The 20,719-nt window shown below is 70.6% G+C and carries 20 protein-coding genes; 14 read left to right on the forward strand and 6 right to left on the reverse strand.

Annotated features, from left to right (window positions below; all coding sequences use genetic code 11):
- Positions 1-4: 4 nt before the first annotated feature.
- The 8 genes from FB559_RS18475 (at position 5) to tsaD (ending at position 7,408) form a co-directional block, all read left to right on the forward strand.
- Positions 5-1,534, forward strand: coding sequence for an NAD(P)H-hydrate dehydratase (locus tag FB559_RS18475; protein ID WP_141956780.1), 1,530 nt, complete (start codon positions 5-7; stop codon positions 1,532-1,534).
- Positions 1,535-1,602: 68 nt separating this feature from the next.
- Positions 1,603-2,739: an alanine racemase gene (gene alr, locus FB559_RS18480; RefSeq protein WP_141956781.1), complete on the forward strand. Its 1,137-nt coding sequence runs from the start codon at positions 1,603-1,605 to the stop codon at positions 2,737-2,739.
- Positions 2,736-3,806, forward strand: a complete 1,071-nt coding sequence (locus FB559_RS18485; RefSeq protein WP_141956782.1) for an alpha/beta fold hydrolase — start codon at positions 2,736-2,738, stop codon at positions 3,804-3,806. The genes alr and FB559_RS18485 overlap by 4 nt, the downstream gene beginning before the upstream one ends.
- Before the next feature lie 83 nt (positions 3,807-3,889).
- Positions 3,890-4,324, forward strand: a complete 435-nt coding sequence (gene tsaE, locus FB559_RS18490) for a tRNA (adenosine(37)-N6)-threonylcarbamoyltransferase complex ATPase subunit type 1 TsaE (RefSeq protein ID WP_141961768.1) — start codon at positions 3,890-3,892, stop codon at positions 4,322-4,324.
- A gap of 156 nt (positions 4,325-4,480) precedes the next feature.
- A complete protein-coding gene (locus tag FB559_RS18495) occupies positions 4,481-5,200 on the forward strand; it encodes a hypothetical protein (RefSeq protein ID WP_141956783.1) in 720 nt (239 codons plus the stop codon).
- A 35-nt stretch (positions 5,201-5,235) separates the two neighbouring features.
- Entirely contained in the window at positions 5,236-5,901 is a 666-nt protein-coding gene (gene tsaB, locus FB559_RS18500) for a tRNA (adenosine(37)-N6)-threonylcarbamoyltransferase complex dimerization subunit type 1 TsaB (RefSeq protein ID WP_141956784.1), read from the forward strand.
- 11 nt (positions 5,902-5,912) lie between these two features.
- On the forward strand, positions 5,913-6,380 hold the full coding sequence (rimI, locus tag FB559_RS18505; protein ID WP_246121717.1) for a ribosomal protein S18-alanine N-acetyltransferase: 468 nt from the start codon (positions 5,913-5,915) through the stop codon (positions 6,378-6,380).
- Positions 6,377-7,408, forward strand: coding sequence for a tRNA (adenosine(37)-N6)-threonylcarbamoyltransferase complex transferase subunit TsaD (gene tsaD, locus FB559_RS18510; RefSeq protein ID WP_141956786.1), 1,032 nt, complete (start codon positions 6,377-6,379; stop codon positions 7,406-7,408). Before rimI ends, tsaD begins: the two co-directional genes overlap by 4 nt.
- 42 nt (positions 7,409-7,450) lie before the next feature.
- Here tsaD and FB559_RS18515 read toward each other — a convergent pair whose 3' ends face one another.
- From FB559_RS18515 to FB559_RS18535, 5 genes are all read right to left on the reverse strand, one after another.
- Positions 7,451-8,212, reverse strand: a complete 762-nt coding sequence (locus FB559_RS18515; RefSeq protein WP_141956787.1) for a MerR family transcriptional regulator — start codon at positions 8,210-8,212, stop codon at positions 7,451-7,453.
- 82 nt (positions 8,213-8,294) lie between these two features.
- Complete coding sequence (locus tag FB559_RS18520; RefSeq protein ID WP_246121719.1) at positions 8,295-9,218, reverse strand: aminoglycoside phosphotransferase family protein; 924 nt, start codon at positions 9,216-9,218, stop codon at positions 8,295-8,297.
- 202 nt (positions 9,219-9,420) lie between these two features.
- Positions 9,421-10,665: a coiled-coil domain-containing protein gene (locus tag FB559_RS18525; RefSeq protein WP_425455072.1), complete on the reverse strand. Its 1,245-nt coding sequence runs from the start codon at positions 10,663-10,665 to the stop codon at positions 9,421-9,423.
- 161 nt (positions 10,666-10,826) lie between these two features.
- Positions 10,827-11,042: a TFIIB-type zinc ribbon-containing protein gene (locus FB559_RS18530; protein WP_141956789.1), complete on the reverse strand. Its 216-nt coding sequence runs from the start codon at positions 11,040-11,042 to the stop codon at positions 10,827-10,829.
- A gap of 122 nt (positions 11,043-11,164) precedes the next feature.
- Entirely contained in the window at positions 11,165-12,412 is a 1,248-nt protein-coding gene (locus tag FB559_RS18535) for a class I SAM-dependent methyltransferase (RefSeq protein WP_141956790.1), read from the reverse strand.
- Positions 12,413-12,725: 313 nt separating this feature from the next.
- On the opposite strand from FB559_RS18535, the gene groES reads away from it, so the two are divergent.
- From groES to FB559_RS18555, 4 genes are all read left to right on the forward strand, one after another.
- Positions 12,726-13,037 carry a co-chaperone GroES gene (gene groES / locus FB559_RS18540; protein ID WP_141956791.1) on the forward strand — a complete coding sequence of 104 codons (312 nt, stop codon included), beginning with the start codon at positions 12,726-12,728 and terminating at the stop codon, positions 13,035-13,037.
- A gap of 92 nt (positions 13,038-13,129) precedes the next feature.
- Positions 13,130-14,752, forward strand: coding sequence for a chaperonin GroEL (gene groL, locus FB559_RS18545; RefSeq protein ID WP_141956792.1), 1,623 nt, complete (start codon positions 13,130-13,132; stop codon positions 14,750-14,752).
- Positions 14,753-15,090: 338 nt separating this feature from the next.
- Complete coding sequence (locus FB559_RS18550) at positions 15,091-15,729, forward strand: sigma-70 family RNA polymerase sigma factor (RefSeq protein WP_141956793.1); 639 nt, start codon at positions 15,091-15,093, stop codon at positions 15,727-15,729.
- On the forward strand, positions 15,726-16,433 hold the full coding sequence (locus FB559_RS18555; protein WP_141956794.1) for a hypothetical protein: 708 nt from the start codon (positions 15,726-15,728) through the stop codon (positions 16,431-16,433). The genes FB559_RS18550 and FB559_RS18555 overlap by 4 nt, the downstream gene beginning before the upstream one ends.
- Before the next feature lie 128 nt (positions 16,434-16,561).
- Here FB559_RS18555 and FB559_RS18560 read toward each other — a convergent pair whose 3' ends face one another.
- Positions 16,562-16,948 (reverse strand): DUF5319 domain-containing protein, encoded by a 387-nt coding sequence (locus FB559_RS18560; RefSeq protein WP_141956795.1) that lies wholly within the window; start codon positions 16,946-16,948, stop codon positions 16,562-16,564.
- 1,073 nt (positions 16,949-18,021) lie between these two features.
- Here FB559_RS18560 and guaB point away from each other — a divergent pair.
- Positions 18,022-19,518 (forward strand): IMP dehydrogenase, encoded by a 1,497-nt coding sequence (gene guaB / locus FB559_RS18565; protein ID WP_221640073.1) that lies wholly within the window; start codon positions 18,022-18,024, stop codon positions 19,516-19,518.
- A 58-nt stretch (positions 19,519-19,576) separates the two neighbouring features.
- On the forward strand, positions 19,577-20,689 hold the full coding sequence (locus FB559_RS18570; RefSeq protein WP_141956796.1) for a GuaB3 family IMP dehydrogenase-related protein: 1,113 nt from the start codon (positions 19,577-19,579) through the stop codon (positions 20,687-20,689).
- Positions 20,690-20,719: the final 30 nt, after the last annotated feature.

Below are 20,719 nucleotides of genomic sequence, written 5' to 3' on the forward strand. Positions count from 1 at the left end.
GACCATGCGGTACGCGCACGAGGTGGACAAGGTCCGCGCCGCGGAGCGGGCACTGATGGCGCGCTCGCCCGAGGGCGCGCTCATGCGACGTGCCGCGGCCGGTCTCGCGTCGGTCTGCGCCGGGCTGCTGCGGAGCGGCCGCGCCGGGGTCATCGGCCCAGGGGAGGGCGTGTACGGCTCGCGGGTCGTGCTGCTCGCCGGCAGCGGCGACAACGGCGGTGACGCCCTGTACGCCGGAGCCCTGCTCGCCCGGCGCGGAGCACACGTCACCGCGGTCCTGGCCGGTTCGAAGACCCACGAGGGCGGCCTCGCGGCGCTGCGCTCGGCCGGTGGCCGTTCCCTCGACGCGGACGACCCCGCCGGGTCCGTGGCCGCGATCGAGGCGGCGGATCTGATCATCGACGGGCTGCTCGGCATCGGCGGACGGGGCGGGCTCCGCGAACCCCACGCGACCCTGGCCGGCCACGCCTCGCGGAGCGTCGCCACCATCGTGGCCTGCGATCTGCCCAGCGGCGTCGACGCGGACACCGGTGTGGTGAGCGGAGCCGCCGTACGCGCCGACGTGACGGTCACGTTCGGGACCTACAAGCCGGGCCTGTTCGTCGATCCGGGCGCCGGGCACGCGGGCGTGGTCGAGCTCGTCGACATCGGGCTCGGCCCGTACCTCGGCGACCCGGACGTGGTCCTGCCGCAGGCGGCCGACGTGGACCTGTGGGCACCCGGCCCGTCGCGGGAGTCCAACAAGTACCGCCGTGGCGTGCCCGGTGTGGTGGCCGGCAGTAAGACCTTCACCGGGGCCGCGGTGATGTCGGTCGGCGGCGCGATACGCGGCGGCGCGGGCATGGTGCGCTTCGCCTCGGCCGAGCACTCCGTCGAGCTGGTCCGGCACCGCTGGCCCGAGGCCGTGACCTCGGTCGTCGACACCTCGCTGAGCGAGGTCGGGCGGGTGAACGCCTGGGTCGCCGGGCCCGGCCTCGGCACCGGCGAACACGCCGAGGCGCTGCTGGCCGAGGTGCTCGGCACGGACCTGCCGGTCCTGGTCGACGCCGACGGCCTCACCGTCGTGGCGCGCCGCCGCGACCTGCTCTGGCGCGACGCGCCGACCGTGCTCACTCCGCACGCCGGGGAGCTCGCCCGGCTGCTGGGAACCGAGGCGGACCAGGTCGAGGCACGGCGGCTGGAGCACGTACGCCGGGCCGCGGAGGAGCTCGGCGCGACCGTGCTCCTCAAGGGGTCGACCACGGTCATCGCGGAGGTCGGGCGGCCCGTGCGGGTCAACCCGACCGGCACGCCGCGGCTCGCCACCGCGGGCAGCGGCGACGTGCTGTCCGGCCTCATCGGGGCGTTCCTCTCGGGAGGGGCGAGCGCGATCGACGCCGCCGCCGCGGGCGCGTACCTGCACGGTCTCGCCGGCCGGCTCGCCGCCTCCGGCCCCGCCTCCGACGAGCGGCCCCCGGACGACCGCGAGGCGCCGATCAGCGCGTACGACGTCATCGAGGCGATCCCGGCGGCCTTCCGTACGCTCACCGGCTGAGCCCCGGACCTGCGACGGGCCGTAAGGCGATGGCCCCCGCAGGTCTGCTTCGCTGCCACAATTGGTTCATGAGCGTTACCACGGCGGAGGCACGCGTCGACCTCGGGGCGATCAGTAACAACGTGGACCTGCTGCGTGAGCAGGCCGGCGGTGCCGGTGTGATGGCAGTGGTCAAGGCGGACGGGTACGGCCACGGGATCGTCCCCGCCGCACGGGCCGCGGTCGCCGGCGGTGCCTCCTGGCTGGGCGTCGCGACGCTGGACGAGGCGATGACCGTACGACGTGCGGGCCTGGACACACCCGCGATGTGCTGGCTCTACACGCCCGGCGAGCGGTTCGACGACGCGATCGCCGCCGGCGTCGACCTGTCGGCCACCTCCGTGGGCCAGGTCGCCGAGATCACCCAGGCCGCCGCGCGCGTCGGGCGGCAGGTCAGGCTGCACCTCAAGGTCGACACCGGCCTGTCCCGCAGCGGCGCGACCCCGGCCGACTGGCCCTCGGTGGTCGACGCCGCCCTGCGCGCACAGGCCGACGGCCTGGCCTCCGTGGTGGGGCTGTGGTCCCACTTCGCCTGCGCGGACGAGCCCGGCCACCCGTCCATCGCCGCGCAGCTACGCGTCTTCGACGAGACCATCGAGGTCGCCGAGAAGGCCGGCGTACGCCCCGAGGTGTGCCACATCGCCAACTCCGCGGCCACACTCACGCTCCCGGAGGCCCGCTACGACCTGGTCCGGCCCGGTATCGCGGTCTACGGCCTGGACCCGATCCCGTCGCTCGGGCTCACGCGCCGGCTCGGCCTGCGCCCCGCGATGACGCTCGCCGCGAGGGTGGCGGTGGCCAAACGGGTCGGTGCGGGCGAGGGCGTGTCCTACGGCCACCGCTACGTCACGTCGGCGGAGACGACGCTCGGCCTCGTGCCGATCGGCTACGCCGACGGGGTTCCCCGGCACGGCACCAACCTGCTCCAGGTCTGGGCGGCGGGGAAGAGACGGCGCATCGCCGGCACCGTCTGCATGGACCAGTTCGTCATCGACGTCGGAGACGACGGGATCCAGGCGGGGGACGAGGTGGTCCTCTTCGGGCCGGGAGACGGGGGAGAGCCCACCGCCCAGGACTGGGCCGAGATGCTCGGCACGATCTCGTATGAGATCGTCACCAGAATCGGTGCCCGGATCCCGCGTACGTACGGTGGAGACACGCAATGAACAAGAAGCGAGTCGGCCTGGTCGGCGCCGCGATCGGCACCGCCGGTGCCGTCGGGGTCGGTGCCGCGGTGGCGGCGCGCAGGTACGCCGTCGGCCGCGAACGGCTACGACCCGACCCGGATCGGGACGAGCCCTTCGGCGAGCTCCGCGGCCGTCCGCAGACCGTCGTGGCCACCGACGGAGTGCCGCTGCACGTCGAGGTCAACGGCCCGGACGACGCCTCCCTCACGGTCGTCTTCAGCCACGGCTACTGCATGACCCAGGACTCCTGGCACTACCAGCGCCGTGATCTCGCGGACGAGGCCGACGTGCGGATGGTCTTCTGGGACCAGCGCAGCCACGGGCGCTCGGGACGCAGCGACCTGGCCCACGCGACCATCGACCAGTGCGGCGACGATCTCCTCGCGGTGATCGAGGCCACCACGGCGCCGGGCCGGCCGGTGGTGCTGGTCGGTCACTCGATGGGCGGGATGACGATCATGGCGCTGGCCGATCGGCACCCGGAGCTGTTCGGTGACCGGGTCGCCGGCGTCGCCCTGGTCAATACCTCCTCCGGAGGACTGGCGGAGCTGACGCTCGGCCTGCCGGAGGTGTTCGGCAAGGTGTTCCGTGCCGCGGTGCCCGGCGTGGTCCGCGGCATCGGCAAGGGCGGCAAACTCGTCGACCGGGGGCGCCGGATCGGCACCGACGTCGCCTTCGTCATCACGCGGCGGATGGCGTTCGCCGACCGCGCGGTGAGCCCGTCGATCGTGGACTTCGTCGAACGGATGATCGGCTCCACCCCCATCGAGGTGATCGCGGACTTCTACCCGACGCTCGCCGCGCACGACAAGCTGGCCGCCCTGGACGTTCTGCGGAAGGTCCCAGCGGTGGTCGTGGTCGGCGACCAGGACCGCCTCACGCCCCTCGCGCACGGACGGGCCATCGCGGCCGCGCTACCCGAGGCGGAGCTGGTCGAGCTCTCCGGTGGGCACGTCGTGATGCTCGAACGCCCCCAGGTCGTCACCGACGCCATCGCCGGACTGGTCGAGCGGGCCCGCCCGTTCGCCGAGGAGCGGTCCGCTTGAGCCGTGACGATCACCCCCGGCGGACTTCGGACGCCGATGACGTGGATGGAGGCTCCGTGATCCGGGTACCGACCGACGAGGCCATGCGCGACCTGGGCCGGCGGCTGGCCGGGCTGCTGCGCGCCGGGGATCTCGTCCTGCTGTCCGGGCCGCTCGGCGCGGGCAAGACCACGCTGACCCAGGGGCTGGGAGACGGTCTGAAGGTCCGCGGACCGATCACGTCGCCGACCTTCGTCATCGCGCGCGTGCATCCGTCGCTCGCGGGCGGCCCGTCGCTGGTGCACGCCGACGCCTACCGCCTCGGCGGCCTCGACGAACTCGACGACCTCGATCTCGATCTCCAGGACGCCGTGACCGTGGTCGAGTGGGGCGGCGGTATCGCCGAGGGCCTGTCCGAGGACCGACTGGAGATCGTGATCGACCGGGAGGAGACCGACGAGCGCATCGTCGGACTGGCCGGTGTCGGGCCGCGGTGGGCCGCGCTCGGCGAGTGGTCGCCCGGCGACCCAGGGTCTTGATCGTCTCTGCGCGCCTGGCTGACCACGTGCGGTGATCTCATGATCCGATTTATTGTTCCTAGATCGATCCAGACCGTGATCTTGCCGTAGTGTCTACCCCCAAACCTCATCTTCCTGGCATATAGCGCAAGTTTCCTTTGGGAAGGGAGAGCTCCGGTGAGCGGTCATCGTCATGCCGCACGGCCGGCCAGGCGCCATGGGAGCCTCGCCGCCGCCGGATCCGTCGCTGTCCTCGTGGCCGTGGTGATCGGCGGCGCGACCTGGGCCTCCGGGGTCGGCAGAGGCGGCCACCACACCCTCCACGCACGCGGTGCGGAGGCGGTCAGCTCCCCGATGAACTCCCTCCACGGTGCCGAACGCGACGCCGTGCCCGGCGCCTGTGACACGCTCAGCGCGAGCCTGGCCAAGCAGCTCGCCCCCGGCGCGGACCGCAGCGAGACGGTCGCCACGGAGTCCGACCAGCACAGCGAGTGCGCCTGGAGCCTCTTCGCCGCGGACCGCAGCCGTCAGCTCAACGTCGAGCTGCGCGCCATCGGCGCCGACGGCGGCACGTCGGCCACCGACACCGCGGTCCTCACCTTCAACGACGAATGGCACACCGACCGCGCGGGGAAGGACCTCGCGGACGGCGCCAAGGTGCATGACAGCCGCGGCGTGACCGGCGTCGGCGAGCAGGCCTACGTCGTCTACACGGTGGACGGTGCGATCGGCGCGGCCGTCGCCAACGCGCGACTCGCCAACGTCCTCGTCACCGTGCACTACTCCGGTGGCGACCACCTCGAGACCCACGGCAAGCCCATGTCGTCCGGCCCGGCAGGGGACGGCGCGCTGCAGGCCGCCCGCGACATCATCTCCAAGCTCGAGTCCCACTCGTAACTCGCAGTGGTCGGAGCGCGCTACGCTCTGGGATCGTGCTGGTCTTGGCTTTCGATACCGCGACCGCCGCGGTCACCGTCGCACTGAGCGAGTGGGCTCCGGGCCACCCGCCACGGCTCCGAGCCGAGTCCAAGGTCGTCGACCGCCGCAGGCATGCCGAAGTTCTGGCCCCGGCGATCAACACCGTACTCGGCGAGGCTCAGGTGAGCCGTTCGGAGCTGTCCGCGATCGCCGTCGGCGTCGGCCCCGGCCCCTACACGGGCCTGCGGGTCGGCCTGGTCACGGCGCGTGCGCTCGGCGCCGTGCTGAAGATCCCCGTACACGGCGTCTGCACCCTCGACGCGCTCGCGTGGGAGTCCAAACGCACCGAGCCCTTCGTGGTGGCCACCGACGCGCGCCGCAAAGAGGTCTACTGGGCGCGGTACGACTCGGCCACCGTACGCATCACCGGCCCCTCGGTCGGCGGCCCCGCCGAGGCCGCCGTCCCCGGCCTGCCCGCACTCGGCGAGGGCGCGCTGCTCTACCCCGACGTGCTCAAGGGCGAGACGCCGGCACTGCCGTCGGCCGCCGCGATCGCCGAGCTCGTGGTCTCGCGGCTGTCCGGCGGCGCCGGACCGGAGCTGCTGCCGCCCGAGCCCCTCTACCTTCGCAAGCCCGACGCGCGTGAGCCCGGGCCGCGTAAGCGGGTGATCCCCCGATGAAGGTCCGCGAGATGACCCTCGATGACCTGCCCGGCGTGCTCGAGCTCGAACACCTGCTGTTCACCGACGACGCCTGGTCCGAGGAGACCTACCGCGACGAGCTGGCCGACCCCGGCGGCACGAGGCACTACGTCCTCGCCGAGGAGGACGACCTGCTCGCGGGCTGGGCCGGGCTGGCCGCCGTCGGCGGGCAGGGCGACGTGCTGACCATCGGCGTACGCCCCGAGCTGCAGGGCCGGGGAGTCGGGTCGATGCTGCTGACCGCGCTGCTCGACGAGGCCGCCACCCGCCACTGCGGCGAGGTGTTCCTCGACGTACGCGCGGACAACGACCGGGCGCGGCGGCTCTACGAGCGGTTCGGCTTCACGGCCGTCGGCGTGCGCAAGCGTTACTACCAGCCGTCCGGAGTGGACGCGATCGTGATGGTGCGGGAGTCGCGACCGGGCGACGTGCCCGTGCGGCGGGGGGTGGGCACGTGAAGGATCAGCCGCTGGTGCTCGGCATCGAGACGTCCTGCGACGAGACCGGCGTGGGCGTGGTCCGCGGTCATACCCTCCTCGCGGACGCGATCGCCTCCAGCGTCGACGAACACGCCAGGTTCGGCGGAGTGGTGCCGGAGGTCGCCTCCCGTGCCCATCTGGAGGCGATGACCCCGACGGTGGACCGTGCGCTGGCCGAGGCCGGAGTCCACCTCGAGGACGTCGACGCGATCGCGGTCACCGCGGGTCCCGGCCTGGCGGGCGCGCTGCTCGTCGGTGTGGCCGCCGCCAAGGCGTACGCCCTGGGCCTGGACAAGCCGCTGTACGGCGTCAACCACCTCGCCGCCCATGTGGCCGTCGACCAGCTCGAACACGGGCCGCTGCCCAGGCCGTGCGTGGCCCTGCTCGTCTCCGGCGGGCACTCCTCGCTGCTGCTCGTACCCGACGTCGCCACCGACGTACGCCCCTTGGGCGCCACGGTCGACGACGCCGCCGGAGAGGCGTTCGACAAGGTGGCACGGGTGCTCGACCTGGGCTTCCCCGGCGGGCCCTATATCGACCGCGCCGCACGCTCGGGCGACCCCGGGTCGATCTTCTTCCCGCGCGGCAAGTACGACGACGGCACCTACGACTTCTCCTTCTCGGGGCTGAAGACCGCGGTGGCCCGGTGGGTCGAGTCGCGCGAGCGCGCCGGCGAGCCGGTGCCGGTCGCCGACGTCGCGGCGGCGTTCCAGGAGGCGGTCGTGGACGTGCTCACCAAGAAGGCCATCGCCGCCTGCAAGGACAACGACGTCTCCCACCTGCTCGTCGGCGGCGGCGTCGCGGCCAACTCCCGGCTGCGGGCGCTCGCCCTGGCACGCTGCGAGGCCGCCGGAATCCAGCTTCGCGTCCCCAGGCCGAAGCTCTGCACCGACAACGGCGCGATGGTGGCGGCTCTCGGCGCGGAGCTCGTCGGCGCGGGGCTGGAGCCGTCCGCCCTCGACCTGCCCGCCGACTCGTCCCTGCCGATCACCGAAGTCCTCGTCTGATCGCGCGCCGGGAGTCTGCAGCCTCCCGGCGACGCGGCCCGCTCAGCTCAGTCGCGTGTCGGCGTAGACGGCCATCGCGTCCCGCTGGTACTCCGCGAGACCTTCACTGATCTCCTCGAAGTTGGCCTTGAACCGCGGGTCGTCGACATAGGTCTGCCCGAGCCCCTTGTACGCGGCCGCGCACGGCTTCCAGAACCGGCAGACACTCTGGAAGTGCACCTCGACCTCGGTCTGCACGACAGGATCGTCCACCGGTGCCCCGGCGACCATGAACTCCGCCATCCGGATCATCTGTGCGGTCGTCTCCCGCTGGAAGCGGGCCACGCCGTCCGTCGAGAGCCCTTTCACGGCCGCCCGCGACTGCTCCCACTGCTCCGGCCAGCGTTCGCGTGCCTCTTCGTCGTGCTCGGAGAAGTCGAAGCCCTCGAAGAGGTTCTCCGGCCTGTTGATCTTCGGCATCTCCCTCACCTCCCTTCCGTCCTGAAGCTCGGCGATGGTGCGAGCGACGGTGTGCGCCAGCGTGGTGAGCCGGTCCCGCTCCGCCAGGAGCCGCCGGTGGTGCGTCCGTAGCGCCTCCACCCGGTCGGCCTGGTGGTCCAGGATCTCCGTGATCTCGGCGAGCCCCACGCCCAGCTCCCGCAGCACGAGGATCTGCTGCAGGCGCAGCAGGTCGTCCTCCTCGTAGTGGCGGTGGCCGTTGCCCGCGACCCACGCGGGCGGCAGCAGCCCGATCTCGTCGTAGTGGCGCAGAGTCCGTGACGTCACCCCGGACATCCGGGCCACATCCGCGATCGACCAGGCCATGACCGTCTCCCATCGCCGGGCCGGTACGTCCGGCCCTGGGGTCGACGGTAGAAGTTGACGCGGCGGAAAGGTCAAGCGCCGCTCAGAAGCGGGCGGCCGGAGCCCCGAGCTCGATGAGCGCCTGCTCCAGGAAGTCCTCCAGGGCCGGCATCTCGCCCGGGGTGATCGGCCGGCCGGGGTGTTCGGGCAGGAGGTCGAGCACGGTGCGCAGATCCCAGTAGGGGTTGTGCCGGTAACCGCCGCAGACCTGGTCGAACGCGCGCAGGAACTGGTCGGCGACCGACACGTCGTAGCGCATGGCGAGGTTCCAGCGCATGTGGGCGACGTCGACCGCGACCGGGCCGTGTGAGGCGCCGGACCAGTCGACGATGCCGGTGAGCCGCCCGTACGCCCACAGCGTGTTGTCCGGGTGGTAGTCGCGATGGATGAAGCGCGGCGTGGCACCGGGGGCCGGACCGGCCGCGACGTCGAACGCCCGCTCCCAGAGCGCCGGGTGCCGGGCGTTGAGCGGCGCGAGGCGTACGTCGAGATGGTTGTACGGGCGGTAGGGCGGCATCGTGGACGCACCACCGACCGCGTGCACCGACAGGAGGCCGGCGGCGAGCTGGATGAGGTATTCGGGCAGCTCCTCGTTGGCCGGGCGCGGCGGATGGCCGAGCAGCCGCGTGATCAGCAGCGTCGGCATCTCGCAGTGGGCGCCCGACGGATCCGCGGCCACGAGCGACGGCGTGGGGATCTCACAGCCCGCGAGCAGGGTCAGCGCCGCGATCTCGCGCTCGGGCGAGAAGTCGATGTCGATGACCGGCCAGGTGGCCGACGCCCAGCGCCGCAGCACGAGCCGGTGCACGGTGCCGGAGCGGCTTTCGGCGAGCACCGCGTGGTTGACGTGGGACAGTCCCCCGACGAGCGGCCGGACCATCTTCACCTCACTGCCCGACCCCAGGCATTCTTCGACCCAGCGCAGCGTGGCCGCGCTCGGTGGCTCGGAGAATCTGGGGAAGGTCACGGCACCCATCCAAACGGATTCCGAACCGTATCGGGAGTGATTTTATCAATACCGGACTGAGTAAACGGCATGTCATTGCAGCGTGACGATCCACTTTGGATCTTCATGGCAAACAAATCTCCGCAAATACCGATGGAGTCAACGTATTACTCAAAGTGCGCCGAAATGGCCGCTCCGGTACATTACGGAGCGGCCATCCCGGTCACTCCTTGCTCTCCCTGCGCGGCCTGAACAGCGCCTCCGCCAGCGCGAGCATCGTCTCCTCGAGGGTGATGAGCCGTTTCATGAGGTCCTCGTGCACGGAGGTCATGCGGCCGCTCATGTCGTGCTGGACGCCGTCGACCCTCTTACTCACGTCCTCGTGCACACCACCCACCTGGCGCAGCAGGTCCTCGCGAAGAATCTCCATATGTTTCGTGATATCGGCGCGGGACGACTCAATGATCTTCGACAGGGTTTCCTCGGCCTCGTCGCGATCGGGCCGCGCCCGCAGCTCGTCGATGAGCGGGTCGATGGCCTCGGCGAGCCGTTTCTCCAAGGCGTCGAAACGGTCCGTGGGATCGATGAACGGCCGGTCGCCGATGGCGGCGAGCTTGCGGTGCAGCTCGCCGATCTCCAGCGTGACCGGCAGCTGGCCGATGCGCTGGTTGATGCCGTCGACCCGGTCGTCGACGCCTTCGATCTTGGCCTCGAGCCCCTGGAAGTGCCCTTCGACGCCCTTGAGCTTGCCGGAGAGGCCCTCGACGCGGCCGTCGATGCCGTCGAGACGGCCGCCGACCCCCTCGACCCTGCCGTTGACCGCGTCCAGTCCCTTCTCGACGCGCTCGGCCATGTCGCTGAGCGACTGGTCGACCTTGCCGGCCACACCGTTGATCTGGTGCTCGAGCTTTTCGGACCGATGCCCCAGGTCGGCGAGCGTCTTGTCGAGGCGGTTGAACCGTACGGACGCGGCCTCCATCGTGCCGGCCAGCCGGTCCAGCCGCTTGGTCAGGTCGTCCATCTGCTGCGCGGCCCGCAGCGTCGCGTCGGTGATGCTCTTGCTCGAGTCGAGCACGGTCTGGATGCGGGAGAGGCCTTCGTCGACGTTCTCCGCGATCACCCCTACGTCGGCCCACAACGAGGGCAGCTCGGCGACGGGCTTGACCTTCTCGCCGACCGACTCGATGTGCTCGGCCAGCCCCTCGGCCCATTCCGGCGGCTTGCCGTACAACTCGTCGACCTGGCCGCGGACCGTGTCGAGTTGGGTCGTCAGGCCGCTGAGCTCACGCTCACGCACCTCGCGGAGCAGCCACTCGATGCCTTCGAGTCGCTGATGGATCTCGTCGAGGACCTGACCTGTCGAGCGCTGCTCGTAAACATGATCTTGAGCAGCGCGGGCCAGCAATTCCCGCATTCGGTCCGAGACCGGTTGACCTCCTGTCTGCAGGAAGTTGTGATTGGTGTCCACCCGGGGAGCTCCTTCGTTTTGCCGGGTCGCCGGCCTGCGCGCGGAAATGGCAGTGGCGTGCGTCGCGAAGGGCCACTCTAATGACATGACCATGGTCATCGAGCGTAAGCAAAGAAATTCAGGGAAAAGAGATCCTTATCCCGGAGAAGCGGAATGCCGCTTTAGTCGCGGCGATGACGGCCTTCGTAAGGGGCCGGTATCGCATGCGAGTTCACCATGGCCGAGACCACCGGACCGCGTCCGAGCAGGCGGTCCAGCTCGCCACGGCCGAGGAAGACGCCACGGCAGGCCGCGCACTCCTCCACCGCGACGCCGCCACGTTGAAAGCTGACCATTCCGGCGCCGCACTTGGGACATTGCAGCACGGCGTCGGTCATTGTGTTCCCCATTTCCCCCGAGCGCCCCGACTGGGCGCGCCTTCATGCCGCGCGCGCCGGCACGGATTTCGCGTGCCGCCAAGAGTAGTCAAGCCAATACGGCAATAGTCGCAGTGTTTACCTTAGGCTGGCGTGTCTTCTGCCTTGAGATGGTGTCGTAGAGCGGTACAGATGAGTGCGACCGGGGCATCGCCCACCCGGGTCAGAACAACGACGCATTCGCGTGAGCCGGACGTGCGTAGCTCACGCCTCAGCTGTTCGATGTCGGCGGCGAATCCCCGCTTCTTGATCGTCAAGGTGCCCGCGTCGTGTCTCCTTAGCGCGGCCCGCAGCCGTTTGACCGAGAAGGGCAGCACCTCGTGGATCTCGTAGCCGCGGGCGAAGGGCGTGGCCCGCGACGCGTCAGAGGTGATGTAGGCGATGCGCGGGTCGGCCAGGGCGCCGTCGAGCGTCACCGCGACCTCGGCGACCAGATGAGCGCGGACGACCGCCCCGTCCGGCTCGTACAGATAGCGCCGCCAGCCGGCCACCGGCGGTGGCCCGAGCCGCGGGTCCGCCACCATCGTGGCCGTCTCCGTGCCCTCGCGGAGTACGGTCGCGCGCCGCAGCGTCGTCCCTGGTCGTGCGCCGGAAAGGCCGCCGAGCCAGAGCGCCGCCTCCTTGACGTCACCGCCGTCGGAGATCCACTCGGCCTCGGCGCCGGGCGGGACCACGTCGTGCGGGATGCCCGGCGCCACCTTCACACAGCCCGCCGGAGCCGCGCGGGCCAGACCGAGCACGGTCGTGAGCGAGGGTTCGTACGCCTCCGGGTTGAAGATCCTTCCACTGGCGCCGCGGCGCCCGGGGTCGGCGAAGACCGCGGCGTGGCCCGCCGGGTCCTGGACGGCGGCGTCGCCCGCGCGTACGGAGGCCGAGCCCTCCAGGCCGAACGCGCCCAGGTTCGCGCGAGCGACGGCGGCGGTCAGCGGGTCGAGGTCGACGCCGACCCCACGGCAGCCGGCCAGGCCACGCGCGACCAGGTCAGCGCCGATGCCGCAGCCCAGGTCCAGGACGGAGCCCGCGGGGCTCCCGGTGTTCAGATGGGCGGCGAAACGCCGCGCGCGATGCCGGGCGACGCTGGCCCGTGTGGCCTGTTCGAGGCCGGCCGGCGTGAAGTACATGCGGTCGGCCTCCGCGCCGAACTTGGCGCGCGCACGCAGCCGGAGGCGTATCTGCGTGAGAGCGGCGCCGACCAGCTCCGGCGAATGGCGTGCGCGCAACCGTGACGCCGTCGCGAGCAGCGCGTGCTCGCTGACGTCGGAGGCGCCCACCTCGCCGAGCAGGGCCCGGCCGCCGGGGGTGAGCAGCCCCTCGAAGGCGGCGATGTCCACCCGATGACGGTAGCGGCACGTCGCAGCGCCGGGAGACGAGCGAGAGCACGGTCTGTGGAGCGGTCCCACGGCGATCCTCAAGATCAGGTCGTCGGTGCAGGTCACAAGACTCAGGCCCGATGCGGGCGGGCCCGTGTTGACGGGTTCCCGGCCACGGCATAATCTCCATGACTGGCACTCTCATCATCCGAGTGCCAATCAAGCGACAGGCTGGTCTGGCACCCGCGACGGCAGGCCACCGTGGTCGCGTCTCCAACATGCGGCTGGCCGCGAGGTCGGCCGAGGATACGCAATCGAAGGGGAAGGTCAGATCGTGTCGACCGCCACCAAGGTTGTTCTCAAGCCGCTCGAGGACCGCATCGTCGTCCAGCCCCTCGAGGCCGAGCAGACAACTGCATCAGGTCTGGTGATTCCGGACACCGCCAAGGAGAAGCCCCAGGAGGGCACCGTCCTTGCCGTAGGCCCGGGACGCTTCGACGACAAGGGCGAGAAGCGCGTGCCGCTCGACGTCAAGGTCGGGGATGTCGTGCTGTACAGCAAGTACGGCGGCACTGAGGTCAAGTACAACAACGAGGACTACCTCGTGTTGTCCGCTCGCGACGTGCTCGCCGTCGTCGAGAAGTAACAACAGATACAGAGATGCACCGCCCCGGTCGGCCCCCACGGGCGGCCGGGGCTGTGTGCGTCTGATGACATCCCTTACTTGGAGCTTCTCTAATGCCGAAGATCCTGGACTTCGACGAGGACGCACGGCGCGCGCTCGAGCGCGGCGTGAACGCCCTCGCCGATGCAGTGAAGGTGACGATCGGCCCGCGTGGCCGCAATGTCGTCATCGACAAGAAGTGGGGCGCACCCACTATCACCAACGACGGTGTGACGATCGCGCGGGAGGTGGACCTGGAGGACCCGTTCGAGAACCTCGGGGCCCAGCTCGCGAAGGAGGTCGCCACCAAGACCAACGACATCGCCGGTGACGGCACCACGACCGCGACCGTGCTGGCCCAGGCGATGGTCCGCGAGGGCCTGCGCAACGTGGCCGCCGGCGCGTCGCCGATCAGCCTCAAGCGCGGCATCGACATCGCCGCCGCCTACGTTTCGGACGAGCTGCTCAAGTCCGCCCGTGAGGTCGACGACAAGAGCTCGATCGCGCACGTCGCCACCATCTCCGCCCAGGACCCCAAGATCGGCGAGCTCATCGCCGAGGCGTTCGACAAGGTGGGCAAGGACGGCGTCATCACGGTGGAGGAGGCCCACACGATGGGCCTGGAGCTGGAGTTCACCGAGGGACTCCAGTTCGACAAGGGTTACCTGTCGCCGTACATGGTGACCGACCCCGAGCGCATGGAGGCGGTCCTCGAGGACGCCTACATCCTCATCCACGACGGCAAGATCTCCAACGTCACCGAGTTCCTCCCGCTCGCGGAGAAGGTCGCCCAGACCCGCAAGCCGCTGCTGATCGTGGCCGAGGACGTCGAGGGCGAGGCCCTCGCGCTCCTGGTGCAGAACAAGATCCGCGGCACCTTCGTCAGCGTCGCCGTCAAGGCCCCGGGCTTCGGCGACCGCCGCAAGGCGATGCTGGAGGACATCGCGGTCCTCACCGGCGGCCAGGTCATCACCGAGGCCATCGGCCTCAAGCTCGACGGTGTCGAGATCGACATGCTCGGCCAGGCGCGCCGCGTGACGATCAAGAAGGACGCCACCACGGTCGTCGACGGCGCGGGCGAGGCCTCCGCCATCGAGGACCGGGTCCGCCAGATCCGCCAGGAGATCGAGAACAGCGACTCCGACTGGGACCGCGAGAAGCTCCAGGAGCGGCTCGCCAAGCTCGCCGGCGGTGTCAGCGTGCTGCGTGTCGGTGCCGCCACCGAGGTGGAGCTGAAGGAGAAGAAGCACCGCCTCGAGGACGCCATCTCCGCGACCCGCGCGGCCATCGAGGAGGGCATCGTCTCCGGCGGCGGCAGCGCGCTCGTGCACGTCGCCAAGGCCGGCTTCGACGCGCTCGGCCTGTCCGGCGACGAGGCCACCGGCGCCGAGGCCGTTCGCAAGGCGCTCGTCGAGCCGCTGCGCTGGATCGCCGAGAACGGCGGCAACGAGGGCTACGTCGTCGTCTCCAAGGTCGAGGCGCTTTCCGCCGGCAACGGTTTCAACGCCGCCACCGCGGAGTACGGCGACCTGATCGCCCAGGGTGTCATCGACCCGGTGAAGGTGACGCGTTCCGCGGTCACCAACGCCGCTTCGATCGCCGGCATGCTGCTCACGACCGAGGCACTCGTCGTGGACAAGCCGGAAGAAGAGCCGGAGGGCGCCGCGGGCGGTCACGGCCACGGTCACGGGCACTGATTTTCGGTCACCGATTTTCGGTCCCTGACCCGGGCTCGACATCGGAAGGCCCCCCGCCGCTTCGGAGCGGCCGGGGGCCTTCTACCGTTTCCGTACCCAGCAGCCGGTTTTCGTTTTCAGGTTCGGCGGCGATCCCCGGGTCGACCTTGCGGGGGATGCCAATAATTTCCTCTTCGTCGGCGGTAGCCGGAACATGTGTTGCAAATGACACGTAGGCATGACGTGCGGGAGTCACTCCGCTACGCTGAGTGAGAAATAGCCGCTCGATCGTGCACTGTGACCATTCCGTTGTCATCAACGTGGCAGACAGGTGCGATCTCGGTGGGCATCATGCTCTCGTGACCGAGGGAGCAATCGCCGGGGCCACGTATCGGGGTGCTGCCGACGATCTACGGTTGAGCCGTCCGGCCAAGGGAGACGAAAACGATCTCCGTGACTTGACGAGTTTGGCTGTGCAGGGAGACCCGGCGGCTGTCGAGTCTCTTATCGGGCGTGTTCGTCCGATGATCGTCCGTTACTGCCGAGCGCGCCTTGGCCGGGTATCCGGGCAATACCACATCGCGGACGACGTGGCACAGGAGGTGTGCATCGCGGTCCTCGGGGCGCTGCCCCGATATCGCGACATGGGCCGGCCGTTCGCCTCATTCGTGTTCGGCATCGCATCGCACAAGATCGCCGATGCGTTGCGCAGTGCCATACGGGCGGCCGTGCCGACCGAGGACCTTCCGGACGGCCCCGACGAGCGGCCGGGACCGGAAGAGACCGTGGTGCGCTACATCGAGGCCGAACGCGCTCGTAGCCTGCTCGACCGGTTGCCCGACCACCAGCGGGAGCTCGTGCTGTTGAGGGTGGTCGCCGGACTCTCGGCGGAGGAGACCGGTAATGTACTCGGTATGTCAGCGGGGGCCGTACGTGTCGCACAGCATCGGGCAATCGCCCGGCTTCGAGTGATGGCAAGTGAGGAGTCGATCGCTTGACTCGTGGTCGTACCGCCACTCCCGATCCGTTCGACCTCAGCGCCGTGAGCAGCAGCGATGAGTTGTTCGACGCCCTTTCCGAGCGTCGTTTCGCGGGCCTGAGCGCCGGCCGCACCGACGACCCCGCCGCCTCGCTTCTGGCGGCGCTGGCCGCGGATGTCGACCTGGGTGCGCCGCCCCTTCCCACTCCGTCCCGCGTCACGTGCGGGGTCCAGGGCTCCTGTCGCCGGGGTGTACGCGCGTTCGTCACCTTCGGTGTCGCGGCACTCGTGCTGACCTCGGCCGGAGCCGCCGCCGCGGGCGGCAACGACGTCGGCGCGATGGGCACCGATCACGGATCGGTGCAGCCGAAGGATTCGGAACGTTCCAATGAGAACGTCCAACACCATGATCCCGTGAGCGGGAGCATCTTCACCGGTGGTAGATCGCCTTCCCCGCACGCCGGGGACCGGCACCGCTCTCTGCCGCCTCCGGCCGAGCCCGACTCCGCGTCCGCCTCCGAGCCGGCGGGAGCCTCCGTCCCGGTCGTCGAGGACGGACCGAAGAAAGCTCCGGCCGACCAGCCGGAGTGGGAACACCCGGGGCGCCGGTGGACCTGGGAACACCAGCGCTCGTCGGTGGGATCCCACCATCAGCGCTCGGCGGACCCGTCCTCGCCGCCGGAGCAGAAATCCGAGCCGGAGCCGACGCCGCCCACGTCCTGAACCTTTTGTCGAGGCGCGGCGGTCTCCCCGTCAGAGGGATCGGTAAAGGAATCGGTTTCGGATGGCCAGGCCTGAGGTGTCGGGGTCGCGGACCCTGCGGGCGGGACAGGGGATTTGTCAGAAGTCCTCTAGCTGGAGTGGCCTTCTTCGCTGTCGATGACACCGTCGACGTAGCCGCGGGCGTACTCCCAGCTGACGTAGTCGGTCGGCTCGGCGGCGATGGCGGGTTCGTGCACCCGGGCCATTCCCTGGTCGAGCAGGTGGCGCAGGTTGCCGTAGAGGAGTTCCCAGTCGATGTGATGCGGCTTGCCGCAGTCGGTGCAGTCGACGGTGAGGCCCTTGATGCCCAGGGGTTCGAGCAGGGCGCGGAAGACCTCGAGGTCGGACAGATCCGCCAGGACGTCCTCGCGCTCGGTCATGCTCAGCGGCGCGACCTCATCATCCAGGTCGCCGAGCGCGGCGGCCGGGTCCTCCGGATCATCCGCGAAGGGATCGAGTGGGGCGTCATCGTGCACAAACCCACGCTACTGTGCGGCGCAAGTCGGGGATGCCCCGTCCGGCACACGTACACGTCCGTCCGGGAATTTCACACCTTCGGTGCCCCCACGTACGCCTCGGGCCACCCGGCCGCCATTCGACCGGCGAACCCCGCCCCATGAAACCCCGCCCCCTATCGGCATTCGGCCCAGGCCCCGGCCCAAGCCCAAGCCCAGGCCCAAGCCCAAGCCCAAGCCCAGGCCCCGGCCCAAGCCCAAGCCCAGGCCCCGGCCCAAGCCCAAGCCCAGGCCCCGGCCCAAGCCCAAGCCCAGGCCCCGGCCCAAGCCCAAGCCCAAGCCCAGGCCCTGGCCCTGGCCCTGGCCCTGGCCAGGTGCCCGTCGTCATGCCGCCGGGCGGGATCTCCCTGCCGGACAGGCAGGTGGCCACCCTGGCGGACGGCCGGTCGGCCGCCGCGGCCTTTCGCGACCGCGTCCTCACGACGATCACCGTGGTGACCCGCGCGCAAGTGGGAAGCAGGCGGCCCGGCGGCTCTCTATCTGGCTTTGCGGGCGCGGCCGCAGGCCCATCCGCGGACCGGGACATTCCGCGGATCGGCCGGCGCCGGCTCTCATCGCTGCCCGGCCATGATCGCGGCCGGAATGTGTTCGCCGGGCGGGTGGCCGCCGTCGGTCGTCCGCGGCCGGCCGTCCGGGAGGCCGGTCGCCGCGGTCTTTCGCCGCCGCGGCCTCGCGGTGATCACCGTGGCGGGTGCCCGCGCCGGCGAGCCGGGAACGGGCGGTGGCTCCCTCGGCGTCTGTCCGGCTGAGCGCCCGCCGCGCGGGATCCACCGCGCGGCGGATGGGTACGAGGGCGTCCGGTCCGCTCCTGTTTCCTCGCGTAAAGCGCTCGGCCAGGCCCTCGCGGGTTCGCCGTTCTGGCAGGTCGGCCGCTGCCGTCTCTCGCCACGGTGTCCGTGTCGTGATCGTCGTGGTGGTGACCCCTCGGTGGCCGGGGGACCCGCGGTAACGGCCACCGCAGGCGGGAGGGCACCCTAAGATGAAACCAGGCTCCGCTGACCTGGCCCGATATCGCACCCCATCGGATGATGCCAATGACTTCCGTGCCCGAGTCCGCCAAGTTCGCCCGGCAGGGCTTCACGTACGACGACGTACTGCTCGTGCCCTCGTACTCCGATCTCGGGCCGGGTGACGCCGACACGTCCACCCGCCTGTCCCGCTCGGTGACCCTGCGGATCCCGCTGATCTCCGCGGCGATGGACACCGTCACCGAGGCGCGGATGGCCGTCGCCATGGCCCGTCAGGGCGGGCTCGGTGTGTTGCATCGCAACCTGCCGATCGAGGAGCAGGCGCTCCAGGCCGATCTGGTCAAGCGGTCCGAGGCGGGCATGGTCACCGATCCGGTCACGTGTTCGCCCGAGGACACGCTCGCCGACGTCGAGCGGCTGTGTGCGCACTACCGGATCTCCGGGGTGCCGGTGACCGACACCGAGGGTGTGCTGGTCGGCATCGTCACCAACCGCGACATGCGCTTCGAGACCGACGCCTCACGCCCCGTGCGCGAGGTGATGACGCCGATGCCGCTGGTCACGGCGCCGGTCGGGGTGTCGCGCGACGAGGCGTTCGCGCGGCTGCGGGCCCACAAGGTCGAAAAGCTTCCCCTGGTCGACAAGGGCGACCGGCTGCGCGGGCTGATCACCGTCAAGGACTTCACCAAGAGCGAGCAGTACCCCGGCGCGACCAAGGACGCCGCCGGCCGGCTCGTGGTCGGGGCCGGTGTGGGCGTCGGCGAGGAGGCCGAGCTGCGCGCGCGTGCGCTGGTCGAGGCCGGGGTGGACGTCATCGTCGTGGACACCGCGCATGGTCATTCGCGCGGCATGCTCGACATGGTGGCCAAGCTCAAGGCCAACACCCGCGCCGACATCATCGCCGGCAACGTCGCCACACGTGCGGGCGCGCAGGCGCTCGTGGACGCCGGTGCCGACGCGGTCAAGGTCGGGGTGGGCCCCGGGTCGATCTGTACGACGCGGGTGGTGGCCGGGGTCGGTGCGCCCCAGGTGACCGCGATCTACGAGGCCGCCCTGGCCTGCCGCCCGGCCGGGGTGCCGGTGATCGGCGACGGCGGCCTGCAGTACTCCGGCGACATCGGCAAGGCGATCGCGGCCGGGGCCGACACGGTCATGCTGGGCTCGCTGCTGGCCGGCTGCGAGGAGAGCCCCGGTGAGCTGATCTTCATCAACGGCAAGCAGTACAAGACCTACCGCGGCATGGGCTCGCTCGGCGCGATGAAGAACCGCGAGCGCGGCGGCTCGTACAGCAAGGACCGCTACTCCCAGGAGGGCGTCGCCAGCGAGGACAAGCTGATCCCCGAGGGCATCGAGGGCCAGGTGCCCTACCGCGGTCCGATCGCGGCCGTCGCGCATCAGCTCGTCGGCGGGCTCCGCCAGGCCATGTGGTACACCGGCTCCCGTACGATCGAGGATCTGCAGAACAACGCGGTCCTCATGCCGATCACCGGGGCCGGACTGCGGGAGAGCCACCCGCACGACATCCAGATGACGGTCGAGGCCCCCAACTACCAGGTCCGCTGAGGGACCGGGCACCCCGTATGATCACGGCGGCTGAGCCCTGGAAGCGGAGAGGACGCAGATGGCCGAGGTAGAGATCGGGCGTGGCAAGAGCGGCCGGCGTGCGTACGAGCTGGATGAGATCGGCATCGTGCCCTCACGCCGCACTCGCGACCCGGAAGAGGTCAGCGTCGCCTGGCAGATCGACGCGTACCGCTTCGAGATGCCACTGGTCGTCGCCCCGATGGACAGCGTGGTCAGCCCCGACCTGGCGATCTCGATCGGCAAGCTCGGCGGGCTCGCGGCGCTCGACCTCGAAGGGCTCTGGACCCGCTACGAGAGCCCCGAGCCGCTGCTGGCCGAGATCACTTCGCTCGAGGACGGCACCGCGACCAGGCGGCTCCAGGAGCTGTACGCCGAGCCGATCAAGGAGGAGCTGATCGGGCGGCGCATCAAGGAGATCCGTGACGCGGGGGTGACCGTGGCCGCGCGGCTGTCGCCGCAGCGGACCGCGCAGTACCACAAGGCGGTCATCGACGCCGGTGTCGACCTGTTCGTCATCCGTGGCACCACGGTCAGCGCCGAGCACGTCTCCGGCCGTTCGGAGCCGCTCAACCTCAAGCAGTTCATCTACGACCTCGACGTGCCGGTGATCGTCGGCGGCTGCGCCACCTACACGGCCGCCCTGCACCTCATGCGCACCGGCGCGGCGGGCGTGCTCGTCGGCTTCGGCGGTGGCTCGGGGCACACGACGCGTACGGTGCTCGGCGTCGCGGTGCCGATGGCCACCGCGGTCTCCGACGTCGCGGCGGCCCGGCGCGACTACCTCGACGAGTCCGGCGGACGCTACGTCCACGTCATCGCCGACGGCGGCATGCGGCAGTCCGGCGACATCGCCAAGGCCCTGGCGGTCGGCGCCGACGCGGTCATGGTCGGCTCGCCGTTCGCCCGCGCCGCGGAGGCGCCGGGACGCGGCTTCCACTGGGGCAGCGAGGCGCACCACGAGGAGCTTCCGCGCGGGGCGCGGCTCGAGGTCGGCTCGATCGGCACGCTCGAACAGATCCTTTACGGCCCCTCCAACGTCGCCGACGGCTCGATGAACCTCATCGGGGCCCTCCGCCGCGCCATGGCCACGTCCGGTTACTCCGACCTGAAGGAGTTCCAGCGCGTTCAGGTCGTGGTCGCACCGCACTAACGGATCGGCCCCTTCGGTCAAATGTCCTGG

The organism is Actinoallomurus bryophytorum (genome assembly GCF_006716425.1).
GTDB classification, from domain to species: domain Bacteria; phylum Actinomycetota; class Actinomycetes; order Streptosporangiales; family Streptosporangiaceae; genus Actinoallomurus; species Actinoallomurus bryophytorum.